Genomic DNA, 17,320 nt, shown 5'->3' with positions numbered 1-17,320 from the left:
GGGCCTCCCGGCTCAGGCGACGTCGATGACCGTCAGGCGACGTCGATGACCGTCAGGCGCCGCGTCGGGCGGGTCATCGCGACGTAGACCGCGGCAGCGGGGCGCGCGGCGTCGCCACCGACACGGTCGGGGTCGACGAGCAGCACGCCGTCGAACTCGAGGCCCTTGGCGTCGGCCCCGGTCAGCACCGTGAGCGAACCGGCGTGCGGCGCGGCGAGCCCGCGCACGTCGGCCTCCGTGCGGGCGAGGCGCTGCCGGACGGCGTCGACCTCGGACTCGGGGACGATCACGCCGATGGTGCCGGCACCGATCCGCGACCGTTCGGCGTCGGCGACCGACACGACGGTGTCGAGCAGGTCGGCGCGGGCGACGCGGACGCGCTCGACGGGATCGCCGTCGCGCACGGCCTCGTTCCGGGTGACGGTCAGGCCGGCACCGTCGGCGAAGACACCGGCGGCCTCGACGATCGACCGCGGGGTGCGGTAGTTCACGGTGAGCTGTTCGATGCGGTGGTCGAGCGGCACGAGCGGCGCCCGGCCACGGCGACGACGGGCCAGCGCGCCGAGCACGTCGTCCCAGGTGCGCGCGGCCCCGGGCGAGGAGCCCTGCGCCATGTCGCCCACGATCGTGAAGGACCGCAGCGGGTTGCGGCGGGCGAGCACGCGCCACTGCATCGGCGACAGCTCCTGCGCCTCGTCGACCACGATGTGCCCGTAGGTCCACTCACGGTCGTCGGCTGCGCGTTCGGCCGTCGACCGGGGGTCGCCGCCCTCGGCGAACGAGCCGGCCACCTGTTCGGCGGTGACGATGCCCTCGACGCCCATGTTCTCGATCGCTTGGCGGGCGTTCTCGATGTCACGGTTCCGGCTGGCCTTCGCCGCGCGCTTGGCGGCGCCGCCGGTCGGGTCGAACGGGCCGAGCAGCTCGGCGGCCTCGTCGAGCAGGGGGACGTCCTCGACCGTCCACGCCGCACCGCGGGCACGGTGCAGCAGGGCGCGACGCTCCGGGGCCCAGTCGGGGGTCAGCGACGCGAGCCAGTTCGGACGGGCGTACAGGTCCTCGAGGAACTTCTCCGGCGGCAGCGGCAACCACGCGGTGTTGAGCAGCACCCGGGCGTCGTACGAGCTCCGGATGTCCTCGCGCAGGACCTTCTCGTCGGCCTCGTCCACCGTCGTCCCACGCTCGCGCAGCTGGTCGGCGAGCAGCCGGGTCATCGCGTCGAGCGCGAGCTTGTTGAACGTCACGCGCGCGGCGTTGTGGGGCTTGCCGCGGTCCTGTGCGCGCTTCATCGCGTCGGCCACGAGCTGCGGCGGCACGACGAGTCGCTCGCCCTCGACGTCGAGCGTCACCGACTCGGTCGGCACCACCTGACGGGAGCGCACCGCGCGGCGCAGGAGTGCGGCCGTCTGCGCGGAGCCCTTCACCGCGGCGACGTCGCGGGCGTCGTGCGTCGTCGCGTGCACACCCGGGTAGAGCGACCCGAGCGAGGCCATCACGACGCCGGTCTCGCCGAGCGACGGCAGGACCTGTTCGATGTACGTCAGGAACGCCGGCGACGGACCGACCATCAGGACCCCGGAGCCCCGCAGCCGCTCGCGGTACGAGTACAGCAGGTACGCGGCACGGTGCAGCGCCACGGCGGTCTTGCCGGTGCCGGGGCCGCCCTGCACGATCAGGACGCCCTCGAGCGGGGAGCGGATGATCCGGTCCTGCTCGCCCTGGATCGTGGCGACGATGTCGGTCATCCGGCCCGTGCGCTCGGCGGTCACCGCGGCGAGCAGCGCCCCCTCGCCCTGCAGGTGGGTGCGTTCGTCGTCGTAGAGCGCGGCGTCGAACACCTCGTCCTCGACACCGACGACCCGACGACCCTCGAGTGACAGGTGGCGGCGCGAGCGCATCCCCATCGGGTGCGCCGCGGTGGCCTGGTAGAAGGCACTGGCGCCGGGCACGCGCCAGTCGAGCAGCAGCGGGCGGTGGTCGGCGTCGCGGAGCCCCACCCGGCCGATGTACCGGAAGGCGTCCTCGGCGCTGTCGGGTTCGGAGACCTCGAGCCGGCCGAAGACCAGACGGTCCCCCACACGCTCGAGCGTCGCCACGGTGTCTTCGTAGAGCCGGGCGTACGCATCGCGCTCGCTGCGGCTCTGGTGGTTCCCGCCGACCGCCTGACGACGGGTCTCGGCGAGACGCTGTTCGGCCTCGGCGGTCAGCTCGTCGAGACGGCGGAAGAGGCCGTCCACGTAGCCGCGCTCGCGGTCGATCTCGGTCGGTTCGGACACACGCAACCCTTCGGGAAGAGGGGAATCCAGTGTACTGCCCGCTGGAGCCCCGCAGTTCCCGAAGGGTCGTCGCTCACATCTCTTCGTGCGTGTCCGGGTCGGCGTCCCAGAGCCGGCCGCGCTCGAGGCCGGAGATGGCCTGCACCTCGGCGTCGGTCAGCTCGAAGCCGAACACGTCGAGGTTCTCGCGCTGTCGGGTGGCGTCGGCCGACTTCGGCACCGGCACGGCGCCGAGCTGGACGTGCCACCGCAGCACGACCTGGCCGGGGGTCACACCGTGGGCCGCTGCGGCGTCGGTGATCGGCTGCTCGGTGAGGAGCTCCGAACGGACCGCGAGCGGGCTCCAGCTCTCGGTGACGATGCCGAGCTCCTGGTGCACCTTCCGCAGTGCCGCCTGCGGGAAGTACGGGTGCAGCTCGACCTGGTTCACCGCCGGTGCGACGCCGGTCGCGTCGATGATGCGACGAAGGTGCTCCGGCGTGAAGTTCGAGACGCCGATCGAGCGGACCTTGCCGCTGTCGCGCAGGTCGACGAACGCCTTCCAGGTGTCGACGAACTTGTCCACCGACGGGTTCGGCCAGTGGATCAGGTACAGGTCGACGTGGTCGAGCCCGAGGTTGCCCAGGGTCTCGTCGATCGAGCGGTGCGCCTCGTCGTAGCCGTGGTGCCGGCCGGGGAGCTTCGAGGTGACGACGAGGTCCTCGCGCGCCACCTCGGACTCGCGGACGGCGCGGCCGACGGCGTCCTCGTTGCCGTAGTTCAGCGCGGTGTCGAGCAGCCGGTAGCCGCTGGCGATGGCGGTGCCGACCGCGGCCGCACCCTCGTCACCGTTCAGCCCGTAGGTGCCGAGGCCGAGCTCTGGGAACCGGTGGCCGTCGTTCAGCTCGATGGTCGGGGCACCGACCTGCATCAGCGCACCCCGAGCAGGTCGATCACGAAGATCAGGGTCTTGCCGGACAGGAAGTGGCCGCCACCGGCGGGACCGTAGGCGAGCTCCGGCGGGACGACGAGCTTGCGGCGGCCGCCGACCTTCATGCCGGGGATGCCCTCCTGCCAGCCGCGCACGAGCGCCGCGAGCGGGAAGTCGATGGGCTCACCGCGGTTCCACGAGCTGTCGAACTCCTCGCCGGTCTCGTACTCGACGCCGGCGTAGTGGACCTTGACGGTCGACCCGGCGCTCGCGACGTCACCGTCACCCTCGACGATGTCGGTGACGACGAGGTCGGTGGGGGCCGGGCCCTCGGGCGCGTCGAACTCGGGCTTGCTGTTGAGGTCAGTCATGCGATCCAGTCAACCAGAGCGCGCGGACATGGCACCGCACGTCCACCCGCCTCACTGTGGAACTCTCGACGAGCGCCGCGGGCAGGATTGACCCTGAAGCGCCCTCTAGCCTTCAAGGTCCGCGTCGCCGTCGAGCAGTGGAAGGCGGGTCCGGCTCTCGCTGAGAGCGTTCTTTTCTTCAGCTCGACGACTCAAGCCACGACGGACCTCTTCGCGGAGGAAGCGGACTGCGCGGGGGTTTCCCTCCATCACATCTTCACGAAGAGGTTCATTTTCGGTGAGGACCATCGCAATTTGCCGGTATTCGACGGAGGTAACTCTGCTAGCCGGCGCCATACGGAGGTTGCGGACGTCGTGAGCGAGGCCTCGCATCGACGACATGATGTCCGAGAACATTTCAGGGACTTCTGGTTCCTTCGGCGTGTCCACCGCCGCTTCAGATTCCGGGATGGCGCGAAGCCTTTCCTCGAGATCGGGCCACCAGCGATCAACGGAGCGGTTGACATCGAGCGACGCTCCCGAGACTTCCGCGATCGATTGCATCATTCGGGTGATACCGAGCTTATCCGCGCGAACACCATTAAATTGCTTTAGTGGTTCATCCAGGGACGCGGGCGAGAAATCAAGTGCAACCGGAACGACGCGCGCGTCGTCGTTGATGCGCTTTGCCAGCGCCCCGGCTTCAAAATTGAGCCACGGCGCCTTAGCATTTTCTGGGGTCACGCAAAGGATTCCAAAGTCGGTATCGGATAGCCAGCTGTTGATCTCATTATTCCAACGCTGGCCAGCTCGAATGTCCTCACTAGAGTAGAAACACTCGACACTCTGAATGACATCATGAATCCACTCACTCAGCGCCTCCGCGAGCAGACCGCTGCGTGGACCTGACCAACTAATGAAAACCTTCACCCAGCAACGATAGCAGTACGCGAGCATCCCTTATTTCGACCTCGTTGGTGTAGATCGCGGCTTGAGCGCTGCTAGCTCCGCCAGGCGTCCAGGCCGCAGAATGGTTCCACCGTGACACGACCCACTCCCGCACCGCCGCGCCGCCGCCTGCTCGCCGACCTCACCCCGCTCCGCCGATCCCCCGCCTTCGCCCGGCTCTGGGCGGGCACCGCCATCGCCGGGATCGGCACGCAGATGACCACGGTGGCGGTCGGGCTCGAGGTCTACGAGATCACGCACTCCACCTTCGCGGTGGCACTCGTGGGGGTCATCGCCCTGCTGCCGATGGTGGTCGCGGGCCTGTACGGCGGCATGCTCGCCGACGCCTTCGACCGCCGCACGGTCGCGCTCGTGTCGTCGATCATCGCCTGGGTCGCGGTCGCCCTGATCGCCACCCACTCGTGGCTCGGGCTGCACAGCGTCGCCCTGCTCTACGTCCTGGCGACCGTGAACGCCGTCGCCGCGACCGTGAGCAACGCCTCGCGCTCGGCGATCGTCCCGCGGCTCGTCGGCACCGACCTGCTGCCCGCGGCGAGCGCCCTGGGCGGGATCGCGTCCGGCTTCCAGGTCACGGTGGGTCCGGCGGTCGCCGGTGTGCTGATCGCGAGCGTCGGGTTCGCGCCGACCTACACGATCGACGTCGTCCTGTTCACGTTCGCGTTCCTCGGGGTGTTCACGCTGCCGCGCATGGCCGCCGACCACGGTGCGCTCCGCCCCGGGCTCAGCTCGCTCGTCGAGGGTGCGAAGTTCCTGCGGCGGTCGCGCAACATCACCATGACGTTCGTCCTCGACATCGTCGCGATGACGTTCGGGCAGCCCCGCGTCCTGTTCCCCGCGATCGGGGCGCTGGTGATCGGCGGCGGATCGATCACCGTCGGCACGCTCACGGCCGCGTACGCGATCGGTGCGCTGCTGTCGAGCGTCTTCTCCGGCCCGCTCGGGCACGTGCGCCGCCAGGGCGAGGCCGTCGGCTGGGCCATCACGGCGTACGGCGGCGCGATCGGCGCGTTCGGTGTGGTCATCGCGCTGGCGCACGTGCTCGGCGGGCGCTCAGGCGAGGCGTTCGGCGTCGAGATCCTGCCGGCACTCGGGCTCGCGGCGCTGTTCCTGGCGATGGCCGGCGGTGCGGACAACGTCAGCTCGGTGTTCCGGAACACGATCCTGCAGGCGGCGTCGCCGGACGGCATGCGCGGTCGGCTGCAGGGCATCTTCATCGTGGTCGTCACCGGAGGCCCGCGGCTCGGTGACCTGTACGCCGGCCTGGTCGTCGCGGCCGGCATCGCGTACCCACCGATCATCGGCGGCGTGCTCATCGTCGCGCTCGTCGCGCTGCTCCTCCGCCTGGTCCCGTCGTTCCGCCGCTACGACGCCCTGCACCCCCACGCCAACTGACGGGTGAGCGGCCGCAGTACCGGACCACCCCCTTCCGCGAAAGCGACAGATCTGCGCGAACCTTCCGCGGTCGTCTGTCGCTTTCGCGAGACGGACGGGAGGCCCGTGGCGGGCCCGCCACGGGCCTCCCGTCCGCCAGGTGTCGGGTACCGTACAACGCATGCCGGACAGCGCATCGCGCGATCTCCAGCGGACGGGAGTCCGCGCCGTCGTCCGGCGCACCTACCACTCGGTCATCCGGCACCGCGTCGTCGACGCGGCCGCGTCGCTGACGTTCTTCGCACTGCTGACCGTGTTCCCGACGGCGCTGACGGTGGTGTCCGCGCTGTCGATCGTGGACCGCGAGGGCGACAGCCTGTCCGACATCATCGGCGTGCTCGGGTTCATCCTGCGACCGGAGACGGCGGAGCACCTCGAGACCCCGCTGCGGCAGCTGCTGACCCTCGACAACCCGTGGCTCGGCTTCGCGATCGGTGTCGTGCTGACGCTGTGGTCGCTGTCCGGGTACGCGACGGCGTTCGGACGCGCCATGAACACCTCGTACGAGGTCGAGGAGGGGCGGCGGATCTGGAAGTTCCGCAGCATGATGCTGCTCGTCACGCTGCTCGTGATGGTGGGCGGGGCGATCGCGATCGTCATCCTGCTCGGCACCCCGACGATCTCGGCGGCGATCGTCGCGTCGTTCGGTTGGGCGCCGTGGATCGACGACGTGTGGAACGTCGTGAAGTGGCCCGTGCTCGCCGCCGACCTGGTCGTCATGGTCGCGGTCCTGTACTACGCGACCCCGAACGTGAAGACGCCGCAGCTGCGGTGGGTGTCCGCCGGTGCCGCGTTCGCCATCGTCACGTGGGCCCTGGCGACGGTCGGCTTCGCGGTCTACGTCGAGACGATCGGCGGCGGCAACCGTGCGTACGGGTGGCTCGGCGGCGGGATCCTGCTGCTCGTCTACCTGTACATCTCGAACTTCGTGCTCGTGGTCGGCGGCGAACTCGACTCCGAGGTGATCCGGATGCGGCAGCTCCTGGCCGGCATCGAGGCCGACGAGTCGATCCGGTTGCCGCTGCGCGACGTGACGCGGAACTTCACGCTGGCCCGCTGGCGCGACGCCGACATCGCGGCTGCTCGGCACGTCCGGAGCGTCGCGGCGCAGGTCGCTGCCGACGACGACGCCGAGCCGACCCCGGCGCAGGAGCACCTGCGCGACGTCGCGCAGCAGGTGCGCGTCGGCGAGGCACCGATGCCGTGAAGGCGGTCGCGCGGGGGCTTCAGCGCTCGCGCGCCGCTTGGTCCAGCATCTCCTCGGTGACCACCGGGATCGCACCGGTCGCGAGCTCGATGCCGGACAGCCGCGCCGGGCTCAGCACACGCTGCACCTGGTCCTCGTCCATCAGGCCAGCCGCGACGACGAGCGTCGAGATCGGCGTCGACGTCGTCAGTGCCGTGTGCGCGATCGACGCCGCCGCCGCGTAGCCGATGTACGGGGTGAGCGCCGTGACCACCCCGACGTTCGTGTCGACCTGCGCCGCGAGCTTCGCCTCGTTCGCCTCGATGCCGGTCACGCAGTGCTCGCGCAACGTGGCACAGCCCCGGGACATCCACTGCAGCGACTGGAGGATCGAGTGCGCGATGATCGGCTCGAACGCGTTGAGCTGCAGCTGGCCGCCCTCGGCTGCCATCGTCACCGTGGTGTCGGCGCCGACCACGGCGAACGCGATCTGGTTCACGACCTCGGGGATCACCGGGTTCACCTTGCCCGGCATGATCGACGAGCCCGCCTGGCGCGCCGGCAGGGTGATCTCGCCGAGCCCCGCCTGCGGCCCCGACGCGAGCAGCCGCAGGTCGTTGCAGATCTTCGAGAGCTTCGCGGCACTGCGCTTCACGGTGCCGGACAGGGTCATGAAGGCGCCGGCGTCGCTCGTCGCCTCGATCAGGTCCGGCGCCGTCACGACGTCGATGCCGCTGGCGTCCTGCAGCTGTCGGCGGACCTCGTCGCGGTAGAGCGGGTCCGCGGTGATCCCGGTGCCGATCGCCGTCGCGCCGAGGTTCATCTCGGCCAACAGCGGCAGGACCTTGCGGAGCAGGTCGGCGTCCTCCTGGATGGTGTGCGAGAACCCGGTGAACTCCTGCCCGAGGGTCATCGGCACGGCGTCCTGCAGCTGCGTCCTGCCGACCTTGAGCACGTCGGCGAAGGCGTTCCCCCGCTCGGCGAACGCCGCGGAGAGCTGCTCGAGCTGCTCGATGAGCCGCCGGGCGGAGAAGATCATCGCGATCTTGATGCTCGTCGGGTACGTGTCGTTCGTCGACTGGCTGCGGTTCACGTGGTCGATCGGGTGCAGGTACCCGTAGTCGCCCCGCTCGCGGCCGAGGAGCTCGAGGGCCCGGTTCGCCAGGACCTCGTTCGTGTTCATGTTCGTGCTCGTGCCGGCGCCGCCCTGCACGACGTCGACGACGAACTGCTCGCGCAGGGCACCGTCACGCACCTCCTGCGCAGCACGGTCGATGGCGTCGGCGCGCTCCTCGTCGAGGACCCCGATCGCCCGGTTCGCCCGCGCCGCCGCCTGCTTCACGGTGGCGAGGGCCTCGATGAGGTCCGGGTACACCGAGATCGGCACCGACGTGATCGGGAAGTTCTCCAGCGCACGCAGGGTGTTGATGCCCCAGTAGGCGTCGATCGGGACCTCGCGCGACCCCAGCGAGTCGCTCTCGGTACGGGTCTGCGCCCCTGCGGGGGCCTGTGCTGCTTCGTTGCCGGTCACACGTCGAGGCTAGCCCAGTCCGTCCGGCCGGTCCGGGACGAGCTCGGGGCGTGTACGGGACCGCGCCGGGCGGGGTGCGTGCGTGCGCGCGCGTGCGCGTGCATGGTGAGCAGAAATGGTCGGGTCGCCGGAGGGCACCCGACCATTGCTGCTCACGAAGCGCGCGTCGCGCGCGCCGGAGCGTCAGTGGAACTGGGGGACGATGAGGTAGATGCCGTACAGGACGACGGCGCCGCAGACCGCGTAGCAGAGGATCGCGAGCGCACGGAAAGCACGCACCGCGGTCGTCGCTCCGGCGGGGTTCGGGAACCCGGCGGTCGCCGGACCGATCGTGCCGTCGTCCTTCACGGTGAACTTGCCGGCGCGGGTGTCCGCGGCGCTCCAGAAGCGGAGGCCGACCGAGTAGACGGCGACGACGAAGCAGGACGAGACCACGGCGACGAGCGCCACGGTGAGGAATGCGAACCAGTCGATGCCCATCAGCGACGGCCTCCCTTGCGTGCGGCCATGCGGCGGAGCGTGCGCTCGCGGCTCAGTGCGGCGCGACGGTCCGCGACGGCGTCCGCACGCTTCTTGCGCTGCAGGTCGCGCAGTTCCTTGCGGGTGTACACGGCGTTCGCGGCGACGTCGACCTCGATGGCCGATGCCTGTTCGTGCGGCTTCCGGAGCGACCACAGGTACAGGCCGAGGATCACGGCGGCACCGACGACCGTGTCGATGACGAGCCCGACGACGCCGAGGCGTGCGATGCCCGACGCCACGGCGCCCACGGCTGCGGCGGCGGGGAGGGTGATGAACCAGGCGATCACGATCTTGCCGGCGGTGGACCACTGGATCTTCGAGCCCCGGCGACCGAGCCCGGCACCGATGATCGACCCAGAGGACACCTGCGTGGTCGAGAGCGCGAAGCCGAGGTGGCTGGACGCCAGGATCGTCGCGGCGGTCGACGCCTCGGCCGCGAAGCCCTGGGTCGCACGGATCTCGGTGATGCCGGACCCGAGGGTGCGGATGATGCGCCACCCGCCCGTGTAGGTACCGAGGGCGATCGCCAGGGCACAGGCCACGACGACCCAGAACTGCACGCCCTGGTTCGACGACTGCGCCCCCGACGCGATCAGCGTCAGCGTGATGACACCCATCGTCTTCTGGGCGTCGTTCGTACCGTGCGCGAGCGACACCATGGACGAGGTGAAGATCTGCCCGACGCGGAAGCCACCGCGCTCGTTCGGGAACACCGGGCGCTTCGTGATCCGGTACGCGATGCGTGTCGACAGGAACGACACGAGCGACGCGATCACCGGGGACGCGAAGGCGGGGATGATCACCACCGTCAGCAGCGCGACGTAGTTCACGGACTGGAACCCGGCGCCGACGATCGCGGCTCCGATCAGTCCGCCGAACAGCGCGTGCGACGACGACGAGGGCAGCCCGCGGAGCCACGTGATCATGTTCCACACGACCGCTCCGATGAGCCCCGCGAAGATCATCTCCGGTGAGATCGCGACGCCGCCCGGGCCCTCGTTGATGAGGCCGTGCGAGATCGAGGTCGCCACCGCGGTGCTGAGGAACGCACCGACGAGGTTGAGCACCGCGGCGACGGTGACCGCGACCTTGGGCTTCATGGCCCCGGTCGCGATCGGAGTCGCCATCGCGTTGGCGGTGTCGTGAAAACCGTTTGTGAAGTCGAAGAAGAGGGCCAACGCGATGACCAGGACGACTATGAGTGTGATGTCCACCGCGGGCCAGTGTTCCCCATCGACGGCCTCCGGGGCAAACCTGATCGGCAACCCGCCGTTCACCGGAGCTTCAGACTCGTTCAGATTCGGAACCATGCCGATGCGAGAATGAGTCCCATGGACACCGTCGAGCTCCTCATCCTGTTGGTCGGATCGCTCGCGGTGACCGGGTTCGCACGGGCGAAGGGACTCCCCGCTCCCCTGCTCGTGACGGCGGTCGCGCTCGCAGCGTCGTTCCTGCCGGGGCTCCCCGCGATGGAGATCGACTCCGAGGTGATCCTGACGGTGATCCTGCCGCCGCTGCTCTACTCGGCGGCCCTCGACGTGTCGTGGCAGAGCTTCCGCACGTCGATCAAGCAGATCCGGCGTCTCGGCATCTTCCTGGTCATCGTCACGGCACTCGTCGTCGGCGCGGTGGCGTACTTCCTCATCCCGGACATGACCCTGCCGGCGGCGATCCTGCTCGGTGCGATCGTGGCCCCGCCGGACGCCGTGTCGGCCGCCGCGATCGGCCGCAAGCTCGGGCTCCCCCGCCGGGTGATGACGGTGCTGTCCGGCGAGAGCCTGATCAACGACGCCGCGTCCCTGACCCTGGTGCGCGTGTTCACGCTGATCATCGCGGGCACGTCGCTGACGATCTGGCAGGACCTCGGCATCTTCGGCCTGGCGATCGGCGTCGGGCTCGCCGTCGGCATCGTGCTCGGCGTCGTCGTGCACTGGATCCGGATGCGTCTCAACGACCCCGTGGTCGAGACGATCATGAGCATCCTGCTGCCCTTCGTCGCGTACATCCTGGCCGAGGACCTCTCCGGCTCCGGCGTCATCGCGGTCGTCACGGCCGGCCTGTACATCGGCTACAACTCGCCGAAGGAGGGCTACGCCACCCGGCTGCAGGAGCGCCCGCTGTGGACCAGCATCGACGTCATCCTCGAGGGCTTCGTCTTCGCCCTGATCGGCCTGCAGCTGAACACGGTGGTGCAGGACCTGGTCGAGAGCGAGCGGAGCCTCGGACAGACCCTCACCGCCGCGGCCGTGGTGCTCGGCGTCGTGATCCTGGTGCGGCCCCTCTTCATCTTCGAGTCGTACGTGCGCAACCGCTTCAACGGGCGGTGGCTCCGTCCACTGCGCATCAAGCTGTCCCGCGGGCACCCGTCCCTGCGGTGGATGCGCGGTACGGCCGAACCGAAGCTCAACTGGCGCGAGCTGACAGTCATCTCGTGGACCGGCATGCGCGGCGTGGTGACGCTCGCCGCCGCGGTGTCGGTGGTCGCGAGCCCGACGCAGATCCCCGCACAGGACACGATCTTCATCATCGCGTTCTTCGTCACCGTCGGCACCCTGCTGCTGCAGGGCCTGACCCTGCCGTTCGTCATCCGCGCCCTCAAGGTGCAGGACCCGGCCGAGGGCGAGGAGGACGTCCGCAGCGAGATGCGCCTGAACCAGCGCACGACCGAGGCGGCGATCGAGCTGCTCGAGAAGCGCCGCCCGGACTGGTCGAAGCAGTACGGCGCCGTCGCCGTCGACTCCGTGGTGAACCGGCTGAAGGCCCGGCTCGAGCGGCAGGTCGAGACCTTCCGCCAGGACGCTCTCGAGGAAGAGGACGAGGAGCGGAACGCCCCGATGCGGCTGCGCGGCTCGCAGATCCAGGACATCCGGCGTGAGCTGCTCGACCGCCGACGCGAGATCGTGCTCGAGGAGCGCGAGAAGGGCAACCTCGACGAGGAGGTCATGCGCCGCGTGCTCGTGACCCTCGACGCCGAAGAACTCGCGATGGACTCGGCGCAGGCCTCACGCAGCCGCTCCTGAGGGCCCCGGCGTATCCTGGCGCTCCGTTACGAGAACAGGAGCACAGCGCGAACGTGAGCACGCCGCGGAACGACGTCCCCAGGAACGACGACACCCCGGAACGTCCCGGAGCGTCCCGGCCGACGTCGGCCCCGAAGCCACGTAGCACCCGGCCCTCGGCCCGCGGGACGAAGCCCCGTCGCGGCGCGAAGGTCGCCGGGTCATCCCGCCCGGCCCCGCGTCGTCAGGCGCCCGTCCCGGAGCCGCAGCAGCACGGCGCCTACCGCCGCTGGTACGCCACCCTGCACCCGTCGCTGCAGCTCATCGGCCTGCAGCTCTGGATGCCGCTCTTCTTCATCGTCGGCTTCTGCCTCTGCTACGTCTTCGCCTTCCACGCACCGCACCCGCACGACGTGCCGATCGCCCTGGTCGGCAGCGACCCGACGCTCGTCGCCGCCGTGCAGAAGGCGTTGCCGGGCGAGTTCGTCTTCCACACGTACGACTCGTTGGCCGCCGCGAAGCGTGACGTCCTCGCCGGCTCGATGGCGGTCGCGTACGACCCCGCGACGAACGAGTTCTTCAAGGCGAGCGCACACCAGTTCCAGGTCGCGAGCCTCGTGCCGGCGACGCTGACCGCGGTCCTGACCGGCATCGGGGTCGCGAGTCCGACGGTCACCGAGCTCGCTCCCCTGCCCGCCTGGGACGAGTACGGCACCGTGCCGATGTACGTCATGCTCGCCTGGTGCATCGGCGGCTACATGGTCGCGATGTTCATCGGGATCATGGGCGGTCCGCTCCGGCACCGCACCCGCATGGCCGTCATCGTCGTCGGTGGCCTCGTCATCTCCCTCATCACGAACACGCTCGCCGGACCGGTGGTCGGTGCCATCCACGGGCACTGGATCCAGCTCGTGCTCATAGCGTGGGGGTGGATCGTCGCGATCGGTCTCGCCGTCAACGGGCTGAGCTACTTCGTGGGCCGGTTCATCGCCGCCCCCGCCATGATCTGCTTCGTGTTCCTGTCGATGCCGTCGTCCGGGGGCGCGTACCCGAAGTGGTTCATGCCGGAGCCGTTCGCCTGGCTCAACAACGTCGTCGTCGGGTCGAGCATGGTCGACATGATCAAGCACCAGATCTACGGCGTCGGCCCGGGTCCGGCGCGCGGCCTGATCACGATGGGCTGCTACGCCGCGGCCGGCCTGGTGCTCATGTACTTCGGCAAGAAGTGGTGGGAGCGGCGCCGCATCCGCGCCATCGTCACCGGCCGGACCACGATGTTCCAGGACGCCAACACCGCGAACCGCGAGTTCCTCGGCAAGGAGCGCGACGCCGAGCTCGAGCGCCACGGCCTCGAGTCGACGGAGACGGGCACCCTGAGCGTCCTGAGCGACGACGACTGGGAGGACGCCCGCGTCGGCGGCGACGTCTTCACGGGCGGCCGCGACGGTCTCGAGACCGAGACCACCCCCACCGGCCGCATCCCGGTGCAGCGACTGGGAGGCGCGGGGACCGGACCACGCACCCGTCCCGTCCCACGCACCGAGGGTTCCAGGGGCCCGGTCCGGTCCGACACGTCGGCTCGCGTCGAGGCCACGGACGAGCAGCCGCACGGCCGGCACGCCGACCGGTGAGCCACGGCGGCCGGGTATCCTGGGTCGCATGAACCCCCGCATCACCTGGCACCGCGTCCTCGTCAGCGTCGTCGTCGTGCTCCTCGTGCTGACGGTCGGCTTCTACGTCGCGAGCATCGTGCTCGCCCCCGCCGACGGTCGGAACACCGCCGGGCTCTACGTCGGTTGGGCGATGTTCGCCATGGTCGGCGCGATCGTGTTCGGGATCATCGACTTCTTCGTCCGGCCCCTCGGTGGTCGGAGCGGCGACGCCGAGGTCATCGCCGCTGCCGAAGAGGCGCGCACCGGCAACACCCGCACCCACCAGCAGACCCGCTGACGCCGACTACGCGGGTGTCTCGACGCCCGTCCCGGTGAAACCCGCGACCGTCGCGTCGTCGTCGGCGAACGTGAAGCGTGCACGCACCGAACCCCCACGCAGCACCCCCGGCAGCCAGTACTTCGCGTCGTCCCACATCGCCCCGTAGGGGACGTCGGCGACGGGGATCCACCGCGGTTCGAGCTCGTCGGAGCCCGACGGGCTGCCCTGCCAGCGGCGGCACACGAAGACGTCCGAGACCTGGGACCAGGACGGTCGGTACGGGAACCGGTAGTCCAACGTGCCACGGGCCTCCAGGTCGACCGCGTCGAGGCGCAGGCCGACCTCTTCACGCACCTCGCGCACGGCGGTCTCGACCGCCGTCTCGCCGGGCTCGCGCTTGCCGCCAGGGCCGACCAGTCGGCCCGTGCCGAGGCCGCGGCGCTTCTCGCCCAGTAGCACCTCGGGGCCGTTCGCACCATCGCGGAGCAGGTAGACGACGACCACTCGGGGGTGCTGGGACTTGCTCTCGTCGCGCGGGGTCACCCGTCCAGTGTGACCGAAGAAGTGCCGTACGCTCTTCCCATGGCAGGCGGGCTGCGGGGGCACCATGGCTGAGCCCCGCAGGACCGGGCGCAGCCTCGAAGTGCTGCGCGCCGAGGCGGCCGAGGAGATCTCGATGCTCGTCGAACACCGCAGCCGACAGGGCGAGGACCCGTGGGAGTTCATGCCCACGCTCCCCACGGTCGACGAGCAGGTCGTGCTGATCCTCCGGGCAGACGCGGTCGACCTGGACGAGGCGATCGGCAAGCGGCACGCGCAGTGGTCGAGCCACCCGGCGTCCGGGCAGGGCACCAGGCTGGGCGAGGAGTACCACCGGCTGCGCCGGATCGCGCTGCAGCACCCCGAACTGACGCCAGCGGTGTGGAAGCTGCTGGGCGCACTGCCCGAAGCGGGCTGAGCTGCGGTTGGATGGGTGCATGACCGAAACCGTGCTCGCGATCCTCAACCAGCCCTCCCGCGACGCCGCGCCGCACGACCCCGCAGCGGACGCCTTCACCTGGGCGAAGCCGCTCGAGGAGCACCTGCAGGTCCAGGACCTCGGCATCACCCGGGGCGACGGCGTGTTCGAGACCATCACGGTGGTCGACGGTCGCCCCCAGGCACTCGAGGCGCACCTCGCCCGGTTCGGCCGCTCCGCCGCGATGCTCGACCTGCCCGCGCCGGACCCCGACGCATGGCGGCAGGCGATCGAGGCCGTCTGCGCCCGGCTCGACCCGGTCCGCGAGGCCTTCGCCAAGACCGTCCTGACCCGTGGTGTCGAGGGCACCGACCGCCCCACCGGGTGGGTGTACGCCGCGCCGTCCGTCGACTCCACCGCGGCGCGCACCGAGGGCATCTCCGTCGTGGTGCTGGACCGCGGGTACCGGCACGACGTCGAGCGCACCTCGCCGTGGCTGCTGCAGGGCGCGAAGACGCTCTCGTACGCCGTCAACATGGCCGCCCTGCGCGAGGCCGCCCGCCGCGGGGCCGACGACGCCCTGTTCGTGTCGAGCGACGGCTACGTGCTCGAGGGCACGCGCGCGAACCTCGTCCTGAAGGTCGGCGACCGGCTCGTGACGCCGCGCACCGACATCGGGATCCTGGCCGGCACGACGCAGGCCGACGTGTTCCGCTTCGCTGAGCAGGAGGGCATCGAGACCGCCTACGAACTCGTCACCCTCGCCGACCTGGCGGCGGCGGACGCACTCTGGCTCGTGTCGAGCGTCCGTCAGGCGGCGCCGATCCGCTCGGTGAACGGCGACACCCTGGCGATCGACGCGGACCTGACGGAACGCATCAACGAGTTCCTGCTGGCGCGCGAGGTCTGAGCCGGCCGGGTCCGCCGACCGTCACCACCCAGCGCCCCGGCGCCACGGACGGGAGGCCCGGATCGCGACGTCCGGGCACGTCGCGATCCGCGCCTCCCGGCTCTCCCCCGTTACCAGCGCGGGGTGGTGACGCCGACGCCGTCCGCCCACTCGAAGACGGGCTCACCGTCGATCCAGACGCGCGTCGCGCGACTGGTCGCGTCCAGCGGGTCGCCGTCCCAGAGCACGAGGTCGGCGTCGTAGCCCTCGGCCAGTCGACCGACGCGGTCCCCGAAGCCCAGGAACTCGGCCGGGTTGACGGTGAGCGCCTCGAGCGCGGTCTGTGCGGGCAGGCCCTCCTTCACGGCGGCCGTCGCCTGGTCGACGAGCATGCCGATCGGCACGACGGGGGCGTCGGTGGTGATCGCGACCCGGACGCCGGCGGCAGCGATCGTGGCGAGGTTCGGGATGCCGCGGTCCCGGAGTTCCACCTTCGAACGGCTCGTGAACAGCGGGCCGTAGATGACCGGGATGTCCTTCTCGGCGAGCAGGCTCGCGATCTTGTGTGCCTCGGTGCCGTGGTTCACCACGAGGCGGTACCCGAACTCCTCGGACAGCCGGATCGCGGTCGCGATGTCGTCGTGGCGGTGCGTGTGCTGGTCCCAGACGAGCTCGCCGTCGAGGACCCGGACCAGGGCCTCCTTCGACAGGTCCCGCGCGAACGGCTCCCCCTTGGCCGCGGCGGCGTCGCGGGCGGCACGGTAGTTCTGCGCCTCGACGAAGGCGTCCCGGATGATCTTCGCGACGCCCAAGCGCGTCGACGGCGTCTGGCCCTTGCCGCCGTACACGCGCTTCGGGTTCTCGCCGAGGGCGCTCTTGATGCTCACCGAGTCCGAGATGAGCTGCTCGTCGACGGTCCGGCCGCCCCAGGTCTTGATGGCGACGGTCTGGCCGCCGATCGGGTTGCCCGAGCCGGGTTTCACGACGATGCTCGTGATGCCGCCGGCGAGCGCATCGCGGAAGCCCTCGTCGTCGATGTCGATCGCGTCGATCGCACGGACCCCGGCCATGTTGGGGCCGGTCATCTCGTTCGTGTCGTTGCCCGCCTCGCCGTTCGCCTCCTCGTGGATGCCGACGTGGCCGTGTGACTCGACGAACCCGGGGACCAGCCACGCTCCGGCGGCGTCCACGACCGCGATCCCCGGGGGCGGCGTGACGTCCGGGCCGATCGCCGTGATGCGGCCGTCCTCGACGACGACCGCGCCGCCGTCGAAGGCGGGGGCGGAGACGGGGACGACGTGGGCACCGGTGATCGCGAAGGAGTTGCGCATGCCACCAACGCTACGCGGGCCGGCGAAATACGGATT

The 17,320-nt window shown here is 70.3% G+C and carries 16 protein-coding genes; 7 read left to right on the top strand and 9 right to left on the bottom strand.

Annotation, left to right across the window (positions count from 1 at the left end):
- Positions 1–32 precede the first annotated feature (32 nt).
- The 4 genes from ACXKZB_RS06850 to ACXKZB_RS06835 form a co-directional block, all read right to left on the bottom strand.
- On the bottom strand, positions 33–2,276 hold the full coding sequence (locus ACXKZB_RS06850; RefSeq protein WP_488825322.1) for a HelD family protein: 2,244 nt from the start codon (positions 2,274–2,276) through the stop codon (positions 33–35).
- Between the two features lie 73 nt (positions 2,277–2,349).
- Positions 2,350–3,186, bottom strand: a complete 837-nt coding sequence (locus ACXKZB_RS06845) for an aldo/keto reductase (protein WP_340196194.1) — start codon at positions 3,184–3,186, stop codon at positions 2,350–2,352.
- Positions 3,186–3,557, bottom strand: a complete 372-nt coding sequence (locus tag ACXKZB_RS06840; RefSeq protein ID WP_123313509.1) for an FKBP-type peptidyl-prolyl cis-trans isomerase — start codon at positions 3,555–3,557, stop codon at positions 3,186–3,188. The genes ACXKZB_RS06845 and ACXKZB_RS06840 overlap by 1 nt, the downstream gene beginning before the upstream one ends.
- Positions 3,558–3,662: 105 nt before the next feature.
- The gene (locus tag ACXKZB_RS06835; RefSeq protein ID WP_488825320.1) at positions 3,663–4,466 is read right to left on the bottom strand and encodes a toll/interleukin-1 receptor domain-containing protein; all 804 of its coding nucleotides are present in this window, start codon (positions 4,464–4,466) and stop codon (positions 3,663–3,665) included.
- Positions 4,467–4,577: 111 nt separating this feature from the next.
- Here ACXKZB_RS06835 and ACXKZB_RS06830 point away from each other — a divergent pair, with 111 nt between their 5' ends.
- A complete protein-coding gene (locus tag ACXKZB_RS06830) occupies positions 4,578–5,897 on the top strand; it encodes an MFS transporter (RefSeq protein ID WP_488825318.1) in 1,320 nt (439 codons plus the stop codon).
- A gap of 160 nt (positions 5,898–6,057) precedes the next feature.
- Positions 6,058–7,143 carry a YihY/virulence factor BrkB family protein gene (locus tag ACXKZB_RS06825; RefSeq protein WP_488825316.1) on the top strand — a complete coding sequence of 362 codons (1,086 nt, stop codon included), beginning with the start codon at positions 6,058–6,060 and terminating at the stop codon, positions 7,141–7,143.
- A 19-nt stretch (positions 7,144–7,162) separates the two neighbouring features.
- Here the strand turns inward: ACXKZB_RS06825 and ACXKZB_RS06820 are convergent, their stop codons facing one another.
- The 3 genes from ACXKZB_RS06820 to ACXKZB_RS06810 form a co-directional block, all read right to left on the bottom strand.
- On the bottom strand, positions 7,163–8,653 hold the full coding sequence (locus tag ACXKZB_RS06820; protein ID WP_123313506.1) for an aspartate ammonia-lyase: 1,491 nt from the start codon (positions 8,651–8,653) through the stop codon (positions 7,163–7,165).
- Positions 8,654–8,836: 183 nt separating this feature from the next.
- On the bottom strand, positions 8,837–9,133 hold the full coding sequence (locus tag ACXKZB_RS06815; protein WP_111084565.1) for a hypothetical protein: 297 nt from the start codon (positions 9,131–9,133) through the stop codon (positions 8,837–8,839).
- Positions 9,133–10,389, bottom strand: coding sequence for an inorganic phosphate transporter (locus ACXKZB_RS06810; RefSeq protein ID WP_488825314.1), 1,257 nt, complete (start codon positions 10,387–10,389; stop codon positions 9,133–9,135). The genes ACXKZB_RS06815 and ACXKZB_RS06810 overlap by 1 nt, the downstream gene beginning before the upstream one ends.
- 117 nt (positions 10,390–10,506) lie before the next feature.
- On the opposite strand from ACXKZB_RS06810, the gene ACXKZB_RS06805 reads away from it, so the two are divergent.
- Genes ACXKZB_RS06805 through ACXKZB_RS06795 form a run of 3 tightly spaced genes read left to right on the top strand, consistent with a single transcriptional unit; the run spans position 10,507 to position 14,124 of the window.
- Entirely contained in the window at positions 10,507–12,195 is a 1,689-nt protein-coding gene (locus ACXKZB_RS06805; RefSeq protein ID WP_123313503.1) for a cation:proton antiporter, read from the top strand.
- Between the two features lie 53 nt (positions 12,196–12,248).
- On the top strand, positions 12,249–13,805 hold the full coding sequence (locus tag ACXKZB_RS06800) for an ABC transporter permease (RefSeq protein ID WP_488825312.1): 1,557 nt from the start codon (positions 12,249–12,251) through the stop codon (positions 13,803–13,805).
- Positions 13,806–13,833: 28 nt separating this feature from the next.
- The gene (locus tag ACXKZB_RS06795) at positions 13,834–14,124 is read left to right on the top strand and encodes a hypothetical protein (protein WP_488825310.1); all 291 of its coding nucleotides are present in this window, start codon (positions 13,834–13,836) and stop codon (positions 14,122–14,124) included.
- Between the two features lie 6 nt (positions 14,125–14,130).
- Here ACXKZB_RS06795 and ACXKZB_RS06790 read toward each other — a convergent pair whose 3' ends face one another.
- Positions 14,131–14,649 carry an 8-oxo-dGTP diphosphatase gene (locus ACXKZB_RS06790; RefSeq protein WP_488825309.1) on the bottom strand — a complete coding sequence of 173 codons (519 nt, stop codon included), beginning with the start codon at positions 14,647–14,649 and terminating at the stop codon, positions 14,131–14,133.
- A gap of 64 nt (positions 14,650–14,713) precedes the next feature.
- Here ACXKZB_RS06790 and ACXKZB_RS06785 point away from each other — a divergent pair, with 64 nt between their 5' ends.
- Positions 14,714–15,064, top strand: a complete 351-nt coding sequence (locus ACXKZB_RS06785; protein ID WP_027464736.1) for a tryptophan synthase subunit alpha — start codon at positions 14,714–14,716, stop codon at positions 15,062–15,064.
- Between the two features lie 19 nt (positions 15,065–15,083).
- The gene (locus ACXKZB_RS06780; protein ID WP_488825307.1) at positions 15,084–15,974 is read left to right on the top strand and encodes an aminodeoxychorismate lyase; all 891 of its coding nucleotides are present in this window, start codon (positions 15,084–15,086) and stop codon (positions 15,972–15,974) included.
- Between the two features lie 110 nt (positions 15,975–16,084).
- Here ACXKZB_RS06780 and ACXKZB_RS06775 read toward each other — a convergent pair whose 3' ends face one another.
- Complete coding sequence (locus tag ACXKZB_RS06775; RefSeq protein WP_488825306.1) at positions 16,085–17,284, bottom strand: amidohydrolase; 1,200 nt, start codon at positions 17,282–17,284, stop codon at positions 16,085–16,087.
- Positions 17,285–17,320: the final 36 nt, after the last annotated feature.

The organism is Curtobacterium sp. ABR8 (genome assembly GCF_057812125.1).
The sequence above is the reverse complement of the archived record's forward strand: the minus strand, read 5'-3'. Positions and strand labels throughout refer to the sequence as shown.